The organism is Sphingomonas sp. TZW2008, assembly GCF_002117915.1.
Classification (GTDB): Bacteria; Pseudomonadota; Alphaproteobacteria; order Sphingomonadales; family Sphingomonadaceae; genus Sphingomonas.
The window spans coordinates 376311-394650 of the sequence record NZ_BDJB01000005.1; the positions used below are offsets into that span (position 1 = coordinate 376311).

Genomic DNA, 18340 nt, shown 5'->3' on the forward strand with positions numbered 1-18340 from the left:
GCCGCGGTTCAGCTAAATCGGGGCAGTGCCGTGCGGGGCGCGACGGCGCGCAAGATGGGATTCCGGAACACGTGAGCACGATGGGTAAGAAGGCGGCGCGGATCGCCCGTCTGTCCGGTATGGCCTTGGCGCTGGCGGGCGCGACCGCTGCGATAGGCCAGCAGGTGCCGCCGGCGACGGTGGCGGACCAGTCAGTGCCCGACAACGCTGGGCTCAACATTCCGCAAAACCTGCAGATCTTCGGGAAGGTCGATCCGAACATCCGCAAGGCGACTGCGATCGTCAACGATAACGTCCTCACCGGCACCGACGTCGACCAGCGGCTCGCGCTGATCGTAGCTGCCAACAACGCGAAGCTCACACCCGAGGAAGCCGATCGCCTGCGGCTCCAAGTGCTGCGCCAATTGATCGACGAAGTGCTGCAGATCCAGCAGGCGAAGAGCGCGGACGTCACCATCACGCCCGCGGAACTAACGCAGAGCTTCGATCGACTGGCGAAGAATTTCAATCGCACGCCCGAGCAGTTCCGTGCCTTCCTCGCTTCGCAGGGCGCGTCCGAACGCTCGATGCTGCGGCAGATCGAGGCCGAGCTCGCCTGGCAGCGCTATCTGCGGCGTCGTGTCGAGCCGTTCGTCAACGTCAGCGAAGAGGAAGTAAAGGGCATCCTCGACCGGCTCGAGGCGGCAAAGGGCGCGGACGAGTTCAAGCTCAACGAGATCTATCTCGCCGCGACGCCCGATCGCGCCGAGCAGGTCTATGCCAATGCGCGGCAGCTGATCGCTGAGATCCAGAAGGGCCAGGCGCCGTTCGGCTATTACGCGCGCAACTTCTCCGAAGCGTCGACGCGCGGCGTCAACGGCGATCTCGGCTGGGTTCGCGCGGCGCAACTGCCCGCAGAATTGGCGAGCGCTGCCGCGCAGATGCAGGTCGGCCAAGTGGTCGGCCCGGTGCAGGTGCCCGGCGGCTTTTCGATCCTCTATCTCGAGGACAAGCGTCAGGTGCTCACCGCCAACGCGCGTGATGCCCGACTCAGCCTCAAGCAGATGACGATCAAGTTCCCGGCCGGAACGACGCAGGCACAGGCGTCGCAGCGCACTGCCGATTTCGCCACCACGATCCGCAAGCTGCAGGGCTGCGGCAGCGTGGAAACGGTCGCCGCCGGCATCAACGCCGAAGTCGTCCAGAACGACGCGATCCGCGTGCGCGACCTGCCCGCGCCGCTGCAGGAGATCGTCCTCCAGCTCCAGGTCGGTCAGGCGACCCCGCCGTTCGGCAACCCGCAGGAGGGCGTGCGTACGCTCGTCATCTGCGGACGCGACGACGTGGCGACCGGGCAGCTGCCGGGCGCCGAGCAGATCCAGAACCAGCTCGAGCAGCAGCGCGTGAACCTGCGCGCGCAACAAGCGCTGCGCGATCTGCGGCGCGACGCGGTGATCGAGTATCGCTGAGGCATCCGCCATGCTGCCGCTCGCGGTCTCGATGGGCGATCCGGCGGGGATCGGTCCCGAAATCATCGCCAAATCGTGGGAGGCGCGCGGCGTTCGCGCGCTGCCCGCCTTCTTCGCGGTTGGCAATCCGGCGGCGATCCGCGCCGTGTGGCACGGCCCGGTCGCGGAGATCACCGACCTGGCGGACGTAGCCGGCGTCTTCGCCGACGCGCTGCCGGTGCTCGCCGTCGATTCGGGGGGCACTGTCACGCCGGGCACGCCCGACGTGGATGGCGCACGCTGCGCGCTCCATGCGCTTGAACTGGCGTCGGGGCTCGCCCGCTCGGGCGCTGCGCGCGCACTCGTTACCGGTCCGGTGTCCAAGGCACAGCTCTACGGCATCGGTTTCAACTATCCAGGCCAGACAGAGTTTGTGGCGGAACGCTTCGGCGTCGCGCGCGACAATGCCGTGATGATGCTCGCCGGTCCGTCGCTGCGCGTCGTGCCGATGACCACCCACGTGCCGCTCGCGCAGGTTTCCGCGCTGCTGACGGTGGATCTGATCGTCGCCAAGGCGCACGCGACCGCGCGCGGGCTGCAACGCAATTTCGGCATCGCCGCGCCGCGGCTCGCCTTTGCGGGCTTCAATCCACACGCCGGAGAATCGGGCGCGATTGGCCAGGAGGAGATCGACGTGATCGAACCCGCGGTCGCGCTGCTGCGCGATGCGGGGATCGATGCCACCGGCCCGTTTGCGGCGGACACGATGTTCCATTTGCGCGCACGCGAACGCTACGACGCGGCGATGTGCTGCTACCACGATCAGGCGCTCGTGCCGCTCAAGACGCTGCATTTCGACGAGGGCGTCAACATCACGCTCGGCCTACCCATCGTGCGCACCTCGCCCGATCACGGCACTGCCTTTGCGATCGCTGGGCAGGACCGGGCGGAGCCCGGCGCGATGATCGCGGCGATCGCGATGGCGGGCGAGGCGGCGGAGCGTCGCGCGGCGGCGTGCCGCCTCACGCCGTGACCGACCTGCCGCCGCTGCGCGAGGTCATCGCGCGGCACGGACTGACGGCGTCGAAAGCGCTGGGCCAGAATTTCCTATTCGACGCCGGCCTGCTCGCGCGGATAGCGCGCGTGCCTGGGCCGCTGGACGGCGCCGAGGTACTCGAAATCGGCCCGGGCCCAGGCGGCTTGACGCGCGCGCTGCTCGCCGCGGGGGCGCGGGTCTCGGCGATCGAGATGGACCGGCGCTGCATCCCGGCGCTCGCCGAACTCGCTGCGGCTTATTCCGGCGCCTTGACGGTGATCGAGGGGGATGCGCTTCGTATCGACGCACACGCCCTGTTCACCGGCCAGCCGCACGTCGTCGCCAACCTGCCGTACAATGTCGGCACCGCGCTACTCGTCGCGTGGCTGTCGGCGGAATGGCATCCGTGGTGGCAATCGCTGACACTGATGTTCCAGCGCGAGGTTGCCGACCGCATAGTCGCGGCGCCGGGCAGCGACGCGTACGGCCGCCTGTCCGTCCTCGCGCAATGGCGATCGACCGCTAAGATCGCGCTACCCGTCCACCGCTCGGCGTTCACGCCGCCGCCAAAGGTGATGTCCGCCGTGGTTCACATTGTCCCCGCTGCGCAGCCCGATGGGGTTCGGCTGGCGACGCTGGAGGCGGTAACGGCAGCCGCCTTCGGTCAGCGCCGCAAGATGCTACGACAAAGCCTGCGCAGCGTGCCCGGTGCGCTCGCAGCACTCGATGCAGAGGGGATCGATCCGACGCGCCGGGCGGAGACGGTCAGCGTCGACGAATATGTCGCGATCGCGCGCCGCCTCGATCGCTAACCCGGTCTATTCCTTGGCGGTGGCGGCCTTGGGCGGCACCACCTGCGCCGTTGTGACGGGCGGCCCTTTCGCGATCACCGCTGCCAGCGCATTCGCCTGCGCGCAGCCGCCCTTGCACAGCACCTTGACCCGCGCAAGGTTCTGCCGCGCGCGCGCGACCGCGCCCTTGGCGACCAGCGCTTCGCCCTGCCCTTGCAGCGCATCGACGTCATTCGGTTCGAGCAGCAGCGCCTCGCGGTAGAGCCGGATCGCCTTGCCGGGCAGGCCGCGCGCCTCGGCCACTTCGGCCATGACGATGAACGCCTGGCGATTGCGCGGATCGACCACGACGGCGCTTTCGAGCAGATCGGTCGCGCCCTCCAGGTTGCCCGCCGCGCGCGCCGCCTTGCCCTGCTGCAACAGCGCGAGCGACTTCTCGTTGATCTGATCGTCGGGGCGCTGGCCGTGAAGCGATGTCGAGATCGACACCATCGTCAGGGCAGCGGCGACGGCGACGGACGTATAGCGCATCAGGGGCTCCAGCTTCGGCACGGCGTCTAAATCGCTAGCATGGCGCCAAAAGCCGCGCGACGAAAAAACCGTCGGTCTGGTCGCGTGCTGGGGTGAGGCGCCGGCCCGCCCCGTGCGGCTCGCCGAACGACGGTACGATCGTGTCGGCGTGCCACCCTGCGTGCCGCGCGAGGAAAGCGTCGACCTGTCCGCGCCCCTCCTTGTCGAGCAGCGAGCAGACGACATAGACCAGCGCGCCGCCCGGCCGCACGAGTGGCGCGGCGACGTCGAGGACGTGCGCCTGCGTCTGCGTCAGCCGTTCGAGCCGCGACGGCGTCAACCGCCAGCGCGCCTCCGGGTTGCGCCGCCACGTACCCGTTCCCGAACATGGCGCGTCGACGAAGACGATGTCGGCGGCGGCGCGCAGGTCGGCGAGACCCACCATCTCGCGACCCGGATCGAGCAATCGCGTCTCGACGGTCGACAGGCCCGCCTGCTGCGCGCGCGGCGCGAGCCGCGACAGTCGCGCGCGATCGACGTCGCAGGCGATGAGGCGCGACGGCGGTGCTGCCGTTGCTGCCTCGGCTGCCTCGGCTGCCGTGATCGCATCGCCGATGGCCAGCGACTTGCCCCCCGCCCCGGCACACAAATCGACGATCGTCATGCCGGGCGCGGCCTGCGCGGCGAGCGCGACCATCTGACTGCCAGCGTCCTGGATCTCCGCCCGGCCGGCGAATGCTGCCATGTCGGTCCCGGGCGGCAGGCGCCAGCCGTGTTCGAGACCGGGGATGCGCGCCGCATCCGGCACCGCCGCGATCAGGTCGGCGGACGGCACATCGTGGCGCAGCCGAACGTCAAGCGGCGCACGCGAGACGAGGGCGGACCAAATCTCGTCGCCGATCCCCGCATCCCGAAGCAGCGCGCCGATCCATGCGGGGACAGCGGCTTCGGTCGCCACCGGCTCATCCGCGACGATCGGCGCTGGGGCATGAGCCGAGCCGTCGAAGGTTGCTGTCAGCGCCGCATCACGTCGCGCGAGCGCGACCATCGCGGTCCGCCCGCTCGGCGGCACCTCGCCGCACGCGCGGATCGCCGTGTAGACGAGGTCGCGCACCGCGCGCCGATCTTTCGATCCGGCGTAGCGGCGCGCGGCGAAATAACGCGCGATCAGCGTGTCCGCCGCTGCCCCGCCCTCGCGCGCCGCGGCGATGATCGCATCGAGCAGTTCGATCGCCGCCTGCGTGCGTGCCGCCGGCCTCATCGGTTGTCAGCGCGTCGGATAATTGGGCGCCTCGCGCGTGATCGTCACGTCGTGCACGTGGCTCTCCTTCAGCCCCGCGCCAGTGATGCGCACGAAATCGGCGCGCGCCTGAAGGTCGCCGATCGTCGCCGACCCGGTATAGCCCATCGCCGCCTTGATCCCGCCGACCAGCTGATGGATCACTTCGCGCGCCGGCCCCTTGTACGGCACCTGCCCCTCGATCCCCTCGGGCACGAGCTTGAGCTGATCCTTGATCTCGCCCTGGAAATAGCGGTCGGCCGAGCCGCGCCCCATCGCACCGACGCTGCCCATGCCGCGGTATGATTTGTACGCGCGCCCCTGATAGAGGAACGTCTCGCCCGGTGCTTCTTCTGTCCCGGCGAGGAGCGAGCCGACCATGCAAGTCGCCGCCCCGGCAGCCAGCGCCTTGGCGAGATCCCCCGACGTGCGCAGTCCGCCGTCGGCGATCACCGGCACGCCCGTGTCCTTCGCCGCCTCGGCGCAGTCGAGCACCGCGGTCAGCTGCGGCACGCCGACGCCGGCGACGACGCGCGTGGTGCAGATCGATCCCGGGCCAATACCCACCTTGATCCCGTCCGCGCCCGCGTCGATCAGCGCGCGCGTGGCGGCGCCCGTCGCGACGTTGCCGGCGACGACCTGCACCGAATTGGACAGCTTCTTCACCCGCTCGACGGCGCGCGCGACGTCGCGATTGTGGCCGTGCGCGGTATCGATGACGATCAAGTCGCACTCGGCGTCGACGAGCTGCTCGGTCCGCTCGAACCCCTTGTCGCCCACCGTCGTCGCGGCGGCGACGCGCAGACGGCCCGCCGCATCCTTCGTCGCCGAGGGATAGGTGACCGCCTTCTCGATATCCTTCACGGTAATAAGCCCGACGCAGCGGTACTGATCGTCGACCACGATCAGCTTCTCGATCCGGCGCTGGTGCAGCAGCCGGCGCGCTTCCTCCTGTCCGACGCCGGCGTGAACGGTGGCAAGATTGTCGCGTGTCATCAGCTCGGCGACGGGCTGCAGCGGATTCTCGGCGAAGCGCACGTCGCGGTTGGTAAGGATGCCGACAAGCTTGCCGTTCGCCTCCACCACCGGGATGCCGCTGATCCGGTGCTGCGCCATCAGCGCCTGCGCATCCGCCAATGTCGCGTTCGGCATGATGGTGATCGGATTGACGACCATCCCGCTCTCGAACCGCTTCACCTGCCGCACCGCTGCGACCTGTTCCTCAACGGTCAGGTTACGGTGAAGCACGCCCATCCCGCCGAGCTGCGCCATGACAATCGCCATGTCCGCCTCCGTCACCGTATCCATCGCGGAGGAAAGGATCGGGATGTTGAGCGCGATGTCGCGCGTCACACGGGTACGCGTATCGGCTTCGCTCGGCAGCACCTCGGAGGCGGCGGGGACGAGCAGCACGTCGTCGAAGGTGAGGCCGAGGCGAATATCCATGAGGTGCCGGGTTCCGTGTCGCGCGGGAGTGGCGGGCCATGTAACCGTGCCGGCGCCGATCCGCTAGGCCCCCCGACGCACACCTGCTACGCTGGCGCCCTGCAACGAATTGGAAAGCCGCGCATGATGCTTCTCTCGGCCGCCCTCGTCCTGCTGCTCGTGCTCGCCTATCTGATGGCCAGCATCAAGATCGTGCGACAGGGCTACAAATACACGATCGAGCATTTCGGCCGCTACACGACCACTGCGGCGCCCGGCTTCAACTTCTACCCCGCCTTCTTCTACCGCGTCGGCCGGCGGGTGAACATGATGGAGCAGGTGATCGATATCCCCGGGCAGGAGATCATCACCAAGGACAATGCAATGATCGCCACCGACGGCGTCGTTTTCTTCCAGGTGCTCGACGCGGCGAAGGCGGCCTACGAGGTGTCCGATCTGCAAGTCGCGCTGCTTCAGCTCACTACCACCAACCTGCGCACCGTGATGGGCTCGATGGATCTCGACGAGACGCTGTCGAAGCGCGACGAGATCAACGCGCGGCTGCTCAACGTCGTCGATCACGCGACGACGCCGTGGGGCGTGAAGATTACCCGCGTCGAGATCAAAGACATCCGCCCGCCGGCCGACATCGTCAACGCGATGGGGCGGCAGATGAAGGCCGAGCGCGAGAAGCGCGCCAACATCCTGGAGGCGGAAGGTATGCGCGCCTCCGAGATCCTGCGCGCCGAGGGGCAGAAGCAGGCGCGCATACTAGAGGCGGAGGGACGGCGCGAATCGGCCTTCCGCGACGCCGAAGCGCGCGAGCGCGGCGCGGAGGCCGAGGCGAAGGCGACGCAAGTTGTTTCGCAGGCGATCGAGACCGGCGGAACGCAAAGCCTCAACTATTTCATCGCGCAGAAATACGTCGAGGCGATCGGCAAGTTCGCGACCAGCCCCAACGCCAAGACGATCCTCTTCCCGGTCGAGGCGACGCAGCTGATCGGGTCGCTCGGCGGGATCGGCGAACTTGCGAAGGCCGCGCTCGGAGACGCCGCGGCGCCAGCGTCGCAGCCGGCGCAGACGCCCACGCCGCACGTTCCACGCGTCAAGGGCAGCGATCCGGCGTGAGGCGCGCGTGACGGACGCCGCCTACTGGCTGATCGCGGCGGTCGCGCTTGGCATCGCCGAATTGCTCGCACCCGGCGTCTTCTTCGTCTTTCTCGCGATCGCCGCCGGCGTCGTCGCCGCCACGCTGCTCGCGCTGCCCGATCTGCCGCCGGTCGCGCAGCTCGGCGCGTTCGGCGCGTGGAGCGTCGTGACGGTGCTGATCGGCCGGCGCTGGTATCGAGACTATCCGATCGAATCGGGTGATCCGCTGCTCAACGACCGCGCGGGCCGGATGATCGGGGCGTCGGTGATCGTCACCGAGCCGATCGTCGGCGGGCGGGGCCGGGTGCGCGTCGGCGACGGCGAGTGGCCCGCGACCGGGCCCGATACCGCCGCCGGCACAGCCATGCGGATCACCGCCATCGTCGATGGGATCGTGTCGGTCGAGGCGCTTTGATCAGGCGTTAGGCGTCGGCGGTGCCGGCAGGAGCATCAACGGCCAGCAGGCGACGGCGCGGCAACGCCTCGGGCATCTCGTCGCGGATGAATGCCAGCATCGCCTCGCGCAGATCGCAGCGCAGATCGAACGCGGTGCCGGCGTCCCGTGCGGTTGCTAGGACGCGAACCTCGATCGCGTCGGGCTTGGTGTCGGTCACCTGCAACACGAACGATCGGCCGTCCCAGCGCGGATTGGCGCGCACTAACTCTTCATAGCGTGCACGAAGCCGCGGAATGTCTGCCGTCGGATCGAGCCAGAAGAACGCGCTGCCGAGCAGCTGGCTCGTGTTGCGCGTCCAGTTCTGGAACGGCATCTCGAGGAAGCGCGACACCGGCACCACCAGCCGTCGCTCGTCCCACAGCGCGATCACGACATAGGTCAGCCGGATCTCCTCGACGCGACCCCATTCGTTCTCGATGATCAGCACGTCATCGATACGAATCGGCTCGGTGAAGGCGAGCTGGATCCCGGCGATGAGGTTCTTGAGCGCGGGCTGCGCTGCCGCGCCGACCGCGAGGCCCGCGAGCCCAGCGGACGCCATCAGCGTGATGCCGACGCTGCGGATGCTCGGGATCGAGAGCAGCATCAGCGCGACGGTGAGGACGCCGATCCCAATCACCACCACGCGGCCGAGGATTGCCGCACGCGTGCGCCGCCGCCGCGCACGCAGGTTGTCCGACACCCCGATGTCGTAGCGCAGTTCGACGGCGCGAACGTAGACCCGCACCACCGTGATCAGCAGCCAGCCGATTAGCCCCGGTACGATGAATCCGGTGGCGAATTGCCACAGGTCGTTCGACCATTCGGACAGATCGAGGAAGCGCCGCGCCGCCGCGAGCGCGACGGCAACAGCCACCCAGCGCAGCGGCCGCGCCGACAGTTCAACCACCGCATCGTCAACCGAATCAGGCGTTCGCGCCGCGATGCGCCGGCCGATCGCGAGCGCGAGTGCATGTGCGGCAAGCGCAAGCACCACCGCCGCCACAACCACGATGAGGTTCATCAGCGCGACCGGGACTTCCCAATCGCGCCACTCGGTCCAATCGAACGTCATGCCGCCATAGCGGCTGGCCGGTGCGCGGGTTCCGCGCTCCGGCCGTGCCGTCAGGCGGGCTGTGCCACCTTCGGGGCCGAGTCGCGCACGCCCTGGTCGACGTGCTCGGCGAACTGCGCGAAATTCTCGTTGAACAGGTCGACGAGCTTCGCCGCGGTCGTGTCGTAGCCAGCCTTGTCGGTCCAGGTCGCGCGCGGATCGAGGATCGCGCTATCGACGCCCGGCACCGACACCGGCACCTTGAAGCCGAAGTTCGGATCGGTGCGGAACTCGACGTCGTTGAGGCTGCCGTCGAGTGCGGCGTTGAGCAGCGCGCGCGTCGCCTTGATCGGCATGCGATTGCCGACGCCGTACTTGCCGCCCGTCCAGCCGGTGTTGACCAGCCAGCAATCGACCCCGCCCTTGGCGATCCGCTCCTTCAGGAGGTTGCCGTAGACCGACGGGTGGCGCGGCATGAACGGCGCGCCGAAGCACGTCGAGAAGGTCGCGTCAGGCTCGGTCACGCCAATCTCGGTTCCGGCGACACGCGCGGTATAGCCTGACAGGAAGTGATACATCGCCTGGTCCGGCGTCAGCTTCGCGATCGGCGGCAGCACGCCATAGGCGTCCGCCGTCAAAAAGATGATGTTCTTGGGCACGCCGCCCATATTCTCTTCGGACGAATTCGGGATAAAATCGATCGGATAGGCACCGCGGCTGTTTTCCGCGAGGCTCGCGTCGTCGAGGTCGAGCGTGCGCGTCACCTGATCCATCACCACGTTCTCGAGCACCGTGCCGAAACGCTTGGTGGTGGCGAAGATCTCGGGCTCGGCATCGGGCGAGAGGCGGATCATCTTGGCGTAGCAGCCGCCCTCGAAATTGAAGACGGCGGTGTCGGACCAGCCATGCTCGTCGTCGCCGATCAGCGTGCGGCTCGCGTCCGCCGACAGCGTCGTCTTGCCGGTGCCCGACAGGCCGAAGAACACCGCGGTCGACCCGTCGGCGCCCATGTTCGCCGAACAGTGCATTGGCATCACGCCGCTCGTCGGCAGCAGGTAATTGAGCAGGCCGAACACGCTTTTCTTCATCTCGCCGGCGTATTTGGTGCCGCCGATCAGGATCAGCTTGTCGGTAAAGTTGACCGCGATCACCGTCTCGCTGCGGCAGCCGTGACGCGCCGGGTCGGCGCGAAAGCTCGGCAGATCGATGATCGTGTAGTCGGCGACGAAATCCTTGAGCTGCGCCTCTTCCGGGCGGACCAGCATCGTGCGGATGAACAGGTTATGCCAGGCTAGTTCGTTGATGACGCGCACGCGCACCCGGTGGCCCGGCTGCGACCCGCCGAACAGGTCCTGGACGAACAGGTCCTCCTTCTCGCGCAGGCAGGCGAGGAAATCTTCCTTCAGCGCCGCGAAATGCGCTGGCTCCATCGCCTTGTTGGACTTACCCCACCACACCGTGTCGGCGGTTTCGGCATCCTTGACGATGAACTTGTCCTGCGCCGAGCGCCCGGTATGCGCGCCCGTCTCCACCACCAGCGGACCGTCCGCCGAAAGCTTGCCCTCGCCGCGCGCGACCGCGGCCTCCACTAGTCGCGCGGTGACGAGGTTCCAGTGCAACGTGGCGCGGGTCTCGATACCCTGCGTCTCGAGACCGGCGTCAGGAATTCGATCGCTCACGTCCATTTCCCCTAATTCAATCTGCGTGCGTCCGCCCTGCATACGTATGCGGCTTTCCTGTCCGCATATCGGCGAGGGATAAGCGCGTCAAACACCCGCGCCATTGAGCGCGTCCCGCCTTTGCACTAACTGCGCCGTGATGACGGCTACGATCGCGCTCGTCGATGATGATCGCAACATCCTCACCTCGGTTTCGATCGCGCTTCAGGCCGAGGGCTTCCTGACGCGCGTCTATTCGGACGGTGAGACCGCGCTGAAGGCGCTGGTCGATAATCCCGCCGATCTCGCGATCTTCGACATCAAGATGCCGCGGATGGACGGGCTCGAACTGCTGCGTCGGCTGCGCGAGAAGAGTCGCATCCCGGTGATCTTCCTCACCAGCAAGGACGACGAGCTTGACGAGGCGCTTGGCCTTGCGATGGGGGCAGACGATTATATCGCCAAGCCGTTCAGCCAGCGGCTGCTGATCGCCCGTATCCGCGCGATTTTGCGCCGTACCGAATTGACGCAGACGGCCGATCCCGCCGCAGCCGATGCACAGCCGCCGCTCGAGCGCGGTCGCCTTTCGATGGATCCGGCGCGTCACCGCGTCACGTGGAACGGCGAAGCGGTGACGCTCACCGTTACCGAATTCCTCATTCTCGAAACGCTGGCCCAGCGCCCCGGCATCGTGAAGACGCGCAACCAGCTGATGGATGCCGCCTATCAGGACGACATCTACGTCGACGATCGCACGATCGATTCGCACATCAAGCGCGTTCGGCGGAAATTCCGTGAGGTCGATCCCGGGTTCGATTCGATCGAGACATTATATGGTGCCGGATATCGCTTCTCCGAAGAGTGACGGCAGCGATCTGGCGCTGCGCTGGTCGGGGCGCGTCTCGCTCACGCGGCGGATCCTAGCGGTCAACATCTTCGCGCTGCTGATGCTCGCAGGCGGCTTCTTCTATCTCGATTCCTACCGCAGCCGGATCCTCGACAACCGCGTCGAGCAGGCGATGCGCGAGGCGCGACTGGTTGCCGAGGCGCTGAGCGCGGCGACGCCCGATCGGCGCGATCCGCTGATGCTCCGCCTCGCGCGCGACACCGGCGCCCGGCTGCGTCTCTACGCGCGCGATGGCACGATCATCGCAGATACGCGGGCAATGGGCGACCGCAGCTTCGTGCTGCGCGATCCAGACAAGGAGGGCTGGCGCAAACGCGTCGCTCGCTTCCTCGATGCCGGCATCGACACCGTGGTCGGCGCCGTCCGCGCGCCGCTCTATCGCGAGCGGCGCGGCGGCATGGCGTGGCCCGACGTGCGTACTGCCACGGCCGGACGCGCGTCGGGCACCGTATGGCGCGCGCCCGATCGCACGCCGGTGATCACCGCCGCCGCCCCGCTGGTCAACCGCGCCGGATCGGCGATGACGACGACCAACGCGCGCGACGTGACGCAGACGGTACGTGTCGAGCGCCTTTGGCTGGGCGTCGTCCTCCTGATCGTCACGCTGGTTTCGATCCTGCTGTCGCTATTCCTCGCGCGCACCATCGTCCGCCCACTGCGCCGCCTCGCGCGGGCCGCGGTTCGCGTCCGGCTCGGCCGCGCGCGCGAGGTCGTGGTGCCGCGCCTGCCAGATCGCGGCGACGAGATCGGCATGCTCGCGCGCGCGCTGTCGGACATGAGCCAGGCGCTGCGCGCCCGCATCGACGCGACCGAGGCGTTCGCCGCCGACGTGACGCACGAGCTCAAGAACCCGCTGGCGTCGCTCCGGTCCGCGGTCGACGTGCTCGGCTCCGTCGACGACCCGGCGCTGCGGGAACGGCTGCTGACGATCGTGCGCGATGACGTTCACCGGCTCGATCGGCTGATCAGCGACATTTCCGACGCGTCGCGCCTGGACGCACAGCTCAGTCGCGCCAAGTTCGAGCCGCTCGACCTCGCCGCGCTGCTCGCCGCGCTGGTGCGCGCGCGAATTGACCGCGGCGTCGAGCGCGATGTCCGCCTGCGCCTGGATATTACCGACGACCGCCCACTGACGGTCTTCGGCGACGGCGCGCGGCTGGAACGGGTTTTCGCCAACCTCGTCGACAACGCCATCTCCTTTTCGCCTGACGGCGGTACGGTGGCGCTCTCCGCGCTCAACAGCGACGCGGCGCTCGACGTGCGGATCGAGGACGAGGGACCCGGCGTCCCCGAAGAGTCGCGCGAGGAAATCTTCCGCCGCTTCCACTCGGTGCGGCCTGACGTCGAGGCGTTCGGCCGGCACTCCGGGCTCGGGCTGGCGATTGCACGCACGATCGTCGAGGCGCATGGGGGCGGCATTCACGTCGAATCGCGCGAAGATCGCCTGGGCGGCGCTCGCTTCGTCGTTCGGCTGCCGCTCGATGACCGGAGTTGACGTGCCTCTACGCGAGACGATCCATGCCTCGACGGTGGCGATCGGCGGCCGCGCCGTGCTGATCCGTGGCGCGTCGGGCAGCGGCAAATCGGATCTCGCGCTGCGCCTCATCGATCGCGGCGCGCAGCTCGTTTCGGACGATTATACCGTGATCGAGGCGCGCGATGGCCAGCTCGTCGCCAGCGCACCCGCGACGATCGCGGGACGGATCGAGGTGCGTGGACTTGGCATCGTGCCCTGCCCGCCCGCGGACCCAGCGGTGGTGGCGCTTGCCGTCCGCGTCGACGCGCCGCCGCAGCGCATGCCGGAGCCGGAGCAAGACATCATCGGCGGGATCGCCGTTCCCAGCCTCGCCCTTGATCCCCGCCCCGCCTCCGCCCCCCTGCTCGTCGAGCTCGCGCTGAAGCACCGCCTGCCATGAACGATTTGCCTGAGATCATGCTCGTCACTGGTTTGTCGGGCGCGGGCAAATCGACCGTCCTACGCACGCTGGAGGACATTGGCTGGGAGGTGGTCGACAATCTGCCGCTGTCGCTGCTCGACCGGATGCTCGGTACCGACAATCCCGCGATCGCTGGCGTCCCGGCGCGGCCGCTGGCGATCGGCATCGGGGCGGCGACGCGCGATTTCGACCCCGCGCGGATCATCGATCAGGTCGATCGCCTGCGCGACCGCGGTGATCTCGAGATCACCGCGCTGTTCCTCACCTGCGCGACAGACGAGCTCGCGCGTCGCTACGACGAAACACGCCGACGTCATCCCTCAGCGCGCGACCGCCCCGCACGCGAGGGTATCGAGTACGAGCGGACGCTGCTCGATCCGCTGTGTCGCTGGGCGACCTACCTGGTCGATACCAGCCGCCTCACCGGTGCCGATCTCGCGCACCGCATCCGACGTGATTTTACACGGCCGGGCTTGGGAGAGACCACGCTGTCGGTCACCTCGTTCGGGTTTTCACGCGGGTTGCCGCCAGATGCGGACCTCGTGTTCGACATGCGGTTCCTGCGCAATCCGCACTGGGACCCGGCGTTGCGGCCGGGCACTGGGCGCGATCCCGCTGTCGCCGCCTATGTCGCCGCGGATCCGGCATATGAGCCGGCGGTTGCCGCAATCGAGGACCTGCTGCTCCTTCTCCTCCCCCGCTACCGGGTGGAGGGAAAGGCCTATGTGACTGTCGCGATCGGCTGTACCGGCGGGAGACACCGTTCGGTGCACGTGGCGGAGCGGATCGCCAAACGGTTGCGTGAAGCAGGATTTTCGCCCACGGTCACGCATCGCGATTTGGCGGCCGTGCCGCATGATACGCTCGAGGGACAGCCGGACCGGCAATGAATGAATTGACGACGCAGATGATCGGGCTGGTGCTCGTCACGCACGGCCGGCTGGCCGACGAGTTCGTGACGGCGATGGAGCATGTCGTTGGGCCGCAAACTCAGGTTCGCACAGTCGCGATCGGCCCCGATGACGACATGGAAGCGCGGCGTGCCGACATCCGCACGGCGATCGCGGACGTCGATGCCGGGCGCGGCGTGATCGTTCTCACCGATCTGTTCGGGGGCACGCCGTCCAACCTCGCGATCTCACTGATGGAGCGCGGCCGGATCGAGGTGATCGCTGGCATCAACCTGCCGATGCTGATCCGGCTCGAATCGGCTCGGCGCAAGCTGGGTGTCGCGGCCGCGGTCGCCGCCGCGCGCGAAGCGGGACGCAAATACATCTCGGTCGCGTCCGAGGTGCTCGGCGTCGGCGAGGCGGCGGCGTGAGCGTCGTACGCGAGGTGCTTATCGCCAACCGGCGCGGGCTCCATGCGCGCGCCAGTGCGAAATTTGTGACGCTCGCGACGCAGCAGCCGATCCCGGTTCATGTCGCGAAGGGCGGATCGACCGTTACCGGCACGTCGATCATGGGCCTGATGATGCTCGGCGCGGCGAAGGGTGATACGATTACGATCAGTGCCGAGGGCGATGGCGCCGAGGCGGTGGTGGCGACGATGTGCGATCTCGTCGAGGCGAAGTTCGGCGAGGATTGATCGCAGCCAATGCCGCGGTCGATCACTGCCTATTCCAATCCGTTGGTGAAGCGCGTCCAGGGACTGCGCGACAAGCGGCACCGCCGCGAAGAGGGACTGTTCCTCGCCGAGGGGCTCCGCATTTTGACCGAGGCGCGCGAGACGGGGCGTGTGCCGGAACTGATGTTCTACGCCGCCGCGAGTGCGCGGCATCCGCTGGTGATCGCGCTGATCGACGCCGTGGAGGCGGCCGGGGGTGAGGCGATCGAGACGACCGAGGCGATCCTCTCCAAACTGTCGGGCAAGGACAATCCGCAGTCGGTGGTCGGCGCCTTCGCCACACTCGACACGTCGCTCGATCGGATCGATCGCACCGATAGTCCCATTTGGCTCGTCGCCGAACGGCTGCGCGATCCCGGCAACCTCGGCACTATCCTGCGTACCGGTGACGCGGTGGGTGCGGGCGGGCTGATCCTGATCGGCGACAGCGTAGACCCCTTCTCAACCGAGGCGGTGCGCGCAAGCATGGGCGCATTGTTCACCATGCCGCTCGCGCGCACGACGTGGGATGCTTTCCTGCCGTGGCTGCGCGGCGGGCCGGGTCAGCTCGTCGGGCTCAGCCTGCGCACCGATACCGATTATCGCGCAGCGACCTATCAGGCGCCCACCTTCCTGCTCACAGGGAACGAGGCGCAGGGCCTGCCGCGCGAGGCGGAGGATGCGTGCGACCTGCTCGTCAAGCTGCCGATGCGCGGCAAGGCGGACAGCCTGAACGCCGCGGTGGCGACTGCCGTGATGGCCTATCAGGTATTGAGCCAGCACGTGCCGCTATCAGGAGCGATAAGATGATCGAGCCGACCGACCTTCCTTATCGCCCGTGCGTCGGCATCATGTTGCTCAACCGCGAAGAGCAGGTGTTCGTCGGCCAGCGTCTCGATTCGACCCTTGAGGCTTGGCAGATGCCGCAGGGCGGGATTGATCCAGACGAGGATCCGCTCGCCACCGCAATCCGCGAATTGGGCGAGGAGACAGGGATCGCGCCCGAGCTTGTCGAGCTGGTCGCCGAGGCACCCGGCGAGTTCCACTATGATCTGCCGTCCGAGCTGATCGGCAAGGTGTGGAAGGGCAAGTATCGCGGCCAGGTTCAGCGCTGGTTCCTGTTCCGCTTTACCGGGCGCGATGCCGATATAGACATTGCCACCGCGCATCCCGAGTTTCGCGCGTGGCGCTGGGCCGCGCCCGAGGATCTCACGACGATCATCGTCCCGTTCAAGCGCGACCTATATGCTCAAGTGCTCGCCGCCTTCTCGTCTCACCTCGCCTAGGCCACGATCCGCCCCCGCCAGCTTCATCGCAACGCAGCGCTGGCGTAGCTTGCGGGCGTGCGCCTAGTCCTGCTCCTCGCCGCCCCCTTTCTGCCGTCCGACGAGGCGATGGTCGCCAGCGCGGAACCGGTCGAAGTACCCGCCGCGATCCGTGCCATGCTCGACGCCGCGCTCGCCTCAGGGAATGAGGGCGAGGTCGCAACGATTGTCAAATATGCGCGGACTGCCGATCCCGCGAGCGGCGACGCCGTCGCGCGGATCGCCGATGATTGGCGCGCGCGCCGCGCCCGCGAGCGCCAGACGCGGATCGAACGCGCCGGCCTGTTCGATCTGTGGACCGGCCGCGCTGAAGTCGGCGGCTTCGTCACCACCGGCAACACCGACAGCGCGGGCGTCACCGGCATTCTCGATCTGACGCGCGAGGGCCTCGAGTGGCGGCACAAGCTGCGCGCCCAAGCCGATTTCCAGCGCGCGTTCGGCATCACGACGCGCGAACATTATCTCGCGGCGTACGAACCCAACTGGAAGATCGACGCGCGCCAATATGTCTACGGCGCCGCGCAATATGAGAGCGATCGCTTCTTCGGCTATACCGATCGCTACTCGGCTTCGGCCGGTGCCGGGCTAACTGCGATCCAGCAGCCGTCGATGACGCTCAATCTCGAGCTTGGCCCGGCGTTCCGCCACACTGAATTCACCGACAGCAATGTCGAGAGCAGCATCGCCGCGCGCGGCAGCATCGATTTCGACTGGAAGCTGTCTCCAGGCCTGACGCTGACGCAGGATACGTCGGCCTATCTTCAGCGCTTCAACTCGACGATCAGCGGTACGACCGCGATCGCCGCGCGGCTGATCGGGCCGCTGTCGGCGCAGGTCAGCTATACCGTGCAATATGAGAGCATGCCGCCGATCGGCCGTGTCTCGACCGACACCACCAGCCGCGCATCGCTGGTCTATACCTTCTAGGCGGCAGCGCTGGCGCGGGCGTCAGCGCAGCCCGCCGGCCAGCAGCTTGTGTAGCTTCGAGTGCAGCCCATCGTTCGCGGCGAGGAATTCGTTGCGCTCGATCGCCCGATCGCCGCCGCGGAAGTCGGTGACGAAGCCGCCGGCTTCCTTGACGAGCAGCATCCCCGCCGCGACGTCCCACAGCTTAAGGTCCGATTCCCAATAGCCGTCGAAACGGCCGGCGGCGACCCAGGCGAGGTCGAGCGCGGCCGATCCGAGCCGGCGGATGCCTGCCACCTGCGGCGCGATCGCGCCGAAGATCCGCGTCCACTGCGCGAAATCACCGTGACCCATGAACGGGATTCCCGTCGCGACCAACGATTCGGTCAGTTCGCGCCGCGACGAGACGCGCAGGCGCTGGTCCTGCAACCATGCGCCGCGGCCCTTCTCGGCCCAGAAGCTCTCGTCGGTCAGCGGCTGATAGACGAGCGCCGTCGTGATCTCGCGCTTGCCGCTCGGCATCGGTTCCTCGACCGCGATCGACATCGCGAAGTGGGGAATGCCGTGGAGGAAGTTCGACGTACCATCGAGCGGATCGACGATGAAGCGCGGCTTGGACGGATCGCCAGCGATCTCGCCGCGCTCCTCCATCAGGAAGCCCCAGTCGGGCCGCGCCTTCGACAATTCCTCGTACAGCGTCTGCTCAGCGCGCTTGTCCGCCATCGACACGAAGTCCGCCGGCCCCTTTCGGCTGACCTGCAACTGCTGGACTTCGTTGAAGTCGCGGCGCAGCCGCGGCGCGGCCTTGCGCGCGGCGCGTTCGATGACGGAGAAGAGGCCGGAATGGGCTGGCATGGTGCTTACCTTCTGCCCGCCCGGTCAAAAGGCGGGGCGG

At 67.8% G+C, this 18340-nt stretch carries 20 protein-coding genes; 14 read left to right on the forward strand and 6 right to left on the reverse strand.

Annotated features, from left to right (window positions below; all coding sequences use genetic code 11):
* Positions 1-80: 80 nt before the first annotated feature.
* From B7L05_RS07735 to rsmA, 3 genes are read left to right on the forward strand one after another with little or no spacing between them, the layout of a single operon-like run.
* On the forward strand, positions 81-1448 hold the full coding sequence (locus tag B7L05_RS07735; RefSeq protein ID WP_085809694.1) for a peptidylprolyl isomerase: 1368 nt from the start codon (positions 81-83) through the stop codon (positions 1446-1448).
* A 10-nt stretch (positions 1449-1458) separates the two neighbouring features.
* A complete protein-coding gene (gene pdxA / locus B7L05_RS07740; protein ID WP_085809695.1) occupies positions 1459-2460 on the forward strand; it encodes a 4-hydroxythreonine-4-phosphate dehydrogenase PdxA in 1002 nt (333 codons plus the stop codon).
* Positions 2442-3275 (forward strand): 16S rRNA (adenine(1518)-N(6)/adenine(1519)-N(6))-dimethyltransferase RsmA, encoded by an 834-nt coding sequence (gene rsmA, locus B7L05_RS07745; RefSeq protein ID WP_256926654.1) that lies wholly within the window; start codon positions 2442-2444, stop codon positions 3273-3275. Before pdxA ends, rsmA begins: the two co-directional genes overlap by 19 nt.
* Before the next feature lie 6 nt (positions 3276-3281).
* Here the strand turns inward: rsmA and B7L05_RS07750 are convergent, their stop codons facing one another.
* From B7L05_RS07750 to guaB, 3 genes are read right to left on the reverse strand one after another with little or no spacing between them, the layout of a single operon-like run.
* Positions 3282-3785, reverse strand: a complete 504-nt coding sequence (locus B7L05_RS07750) for a tetratricopeptide repeat protein (RefSeq protein WP_085809696.1) — start codon at positions 3783-3785, stop codon at positions 3282-3284.
* A gap of 34 nt (positions 3786-3819) precedes the next feature.
* On the reverse strand, positions 3820-5025 hold the full coding sequence (locus B7L05_RS07755) for an RsmB/NOP family class I SAM-dependent RNA methyltransferase (RefSeq protein WP_085809697.1): 1206 nt from the start codon (positions 5023-5025) through the stop codon (positions 3820-3822).
* A 6-nt stretch (positions 5026-5031) separates the two neighbouring features.
* The gene (gene guaB / locus B7L05_RS07760; RefSeq protein WP_085809698.1) at positions 5032-6489 is read right to left on the reverse strand and encodes an IMP dehydrogenase; all 1458 of its coding nucleotides are present in this window, start codon (positions 6487-6489) and stop codon (positions 5032-5034) included.
* A gap of 123 nt (positions 6490-6612) precedes the next feature.
* On the opposite strand from guaB, the gene B7L05_RS07765 reads away from it, so the two are divergent.
* Both B7L05_RS07765 and B7L05_RS07770 read left to right on the forward strand, forming a co-directional pair.
* The gene (locus B7L05_RS07765; protein ID WP_085809699.1) at positions 6613-7596 is read left to right on the forward strand and encodes an SPFH domain-containing protein; all 984 of its coding nucleotides are present in this window, start codon (positions 6613-6615) and stop codon (positions 7594-7596) included.
* A gap of 7 nt (positions 7597-7603) precedes the next feature.
* On the forward strand, positions 7604-8032 hold the full coding sequence (locus B7L05_RS07770; protein WP_256926655.1) for an NfeD family protein: 429 nt from the start codon (positions 7604-7606) through the stop codon (positions 8030-8032).
* A 7-nt stretch (positions 8033-8039) separates the two neighbouring features.
* Here B7L05_RS07770 and B7L05_RS07775 read toward each other — a convergent pair whose 3' ends face one another.
* Positions 8040-9128, reverse strand: coding sequence for a mechanosensitive ion channel family protein (locus B7L05_RS07775; RefSeq protein WP_085809700.1), 1089 nt, complete (start codon positions 9126-9128; stop codon positions 8040-8042).
* A 50-nt stretch (positions 9129-9178) separates the two neighbouring features.
* Positions 9179-10792, reverse strand: a complete 1614-nt coding sequence (locus B7L05_RS07780) for a phosphoenolpyruvate carboxykinase (protein WP_085809701.1) — start codon at positions 10790-10792, stop codon at positions 9179-9181.
* Positions 10793-10925: 133 nt separating this feature from the next.
* Between B7L05_RS07780 and B7L05_RS07785 the strand changes: the two genes are divergently transcribed.
* From B7L05_RS07785 to B7L05_RS07825, 9 genes are read left to right on the forward strand one after another with little or no spacing between them, the layout of a single operon-like run.
* Entirely contained in the window at positions 10926-11630 is a 705-nt protein-coding gene (locus tag B7L05_RS07785; protein WP_085809702.1) for a response regulator transcription factor, read from the forward strand.
* Complete coding sequence (locus B7L05_RS07790) at positions 11599-13167, forward strand: stimulus-sensing domain-containing protein (RefSeq protein ID WP_085809703.1); 1569 nt, start codon at positions 11599-11601, stop codon at positions 13165-13167. The genes B7L05_RS07785 and B7L05_RS07790 overlap by 32 nt, the downstream gene beginning before the upstream one ends.
* Positions 13154-13588, forward strand: coding sequence for an HPr kinase/phosphorylase (locus B7L05_RS07795; RefSeq protein ID WP_085809841.1), 435 nt, complete (start codon positions 13154-13156; stop codon positions 13586-13588). Before B7L05_RS07790 ends, B7L05_RS07795 begins: the two co-directional genes overlap by 14 nt.
* Positions 13585-14499: an RNase adapter RapZ gene (gene rapZ, locus B7L05_RS07800; RefSeq protein ID WP_085809704.1), complete on the forward strand. Its 915-nt coding sequence runs from the start codon at positions 13585-13587 to the stop codon at positions 14497-14499. Before B7L05_RS07795 ends, rapZ begins: the two co-directional genes overlap by 4 nt.
* A 17-nt stretch (positions 14500-14516) precedes the next feature.
* A complete protein-coding gene (locus B7L05_RS07805) occupies positions 14517-14930 on the forward strand; it encodes a PTS sugar transporter subunit IIA (RefSeq protein WP_085809842.1) in 414 nt (137 codons plus the stop codon).
* A complete protein-coding gene (locus B7L05_RS07810; RefSeq protein ID WP_085809705.1) occupies positions 14927-15196 on the forward strand; it encodes an HPr family phosphocarrier protein in 270 nt (89 codons plus the stop codon). The genes B7L05_RS07805 and B7L05_RS07810 overlap by 4 nt, the downstream gene beginning before the upstream one ends.
* Positions 15197-15205: 9 nt before the next feature.
* A complete protein-coding gene (locus B7L05_RS07815; protein WP_085809706.1) occupies positions 15206-16024 on the forward strand; it encodes an RNA methyltransferase in 819 nt (272 codons plus the stop codon).
* Positions 16021-16500, forward strand: a complete 480-nt coding sequence (locus tag B7L05_RS07820; RefSeq protein WP_085809707.1) for an RNA pyrophosphohydrolase — start codon at positions 16021-16023, stop codon at positions 16498-16500. The genes B7L05_RS07815 and B7L05_RS07820 overlap by 4 nt, the downstream gene beginning before the upstream one ends.
* A 57-nt stretch (positions 16501-16557) precedes the next feature.
* Positions 16558-17466 carry a YdiY family protein gene (locus B7L05_RS07825; RefSeq protein WP_256926656.1) on the forward strand — a complete coding sequence of 303 codons (909 nt, stop codon included), beginning with the start codon at positions 16558-16560 and terminating at the stop codon, positions 17464-17466.
* Between the two features lie 21 nt (positions 17467-17487).
* On the opposite strand, the gene B7L05_RS07830 is transcribed toward B7L05_RS07825, so the two are convergent.
* Positions 17488-18300 carry an inositol monophosphatase family protein gene (locus tag B7L05_RS07830; protein WP_085809708.1) on the reverse strand — a complete coding sequence of 271 codons (813 nt, stop codon included), beginning with the start codon at positions 18298-18300 and terminating at the stop codon, positions 17488-17490.
* Between the last annotated feature and the right edge of the window lie 40 nt (positions 18301-18340).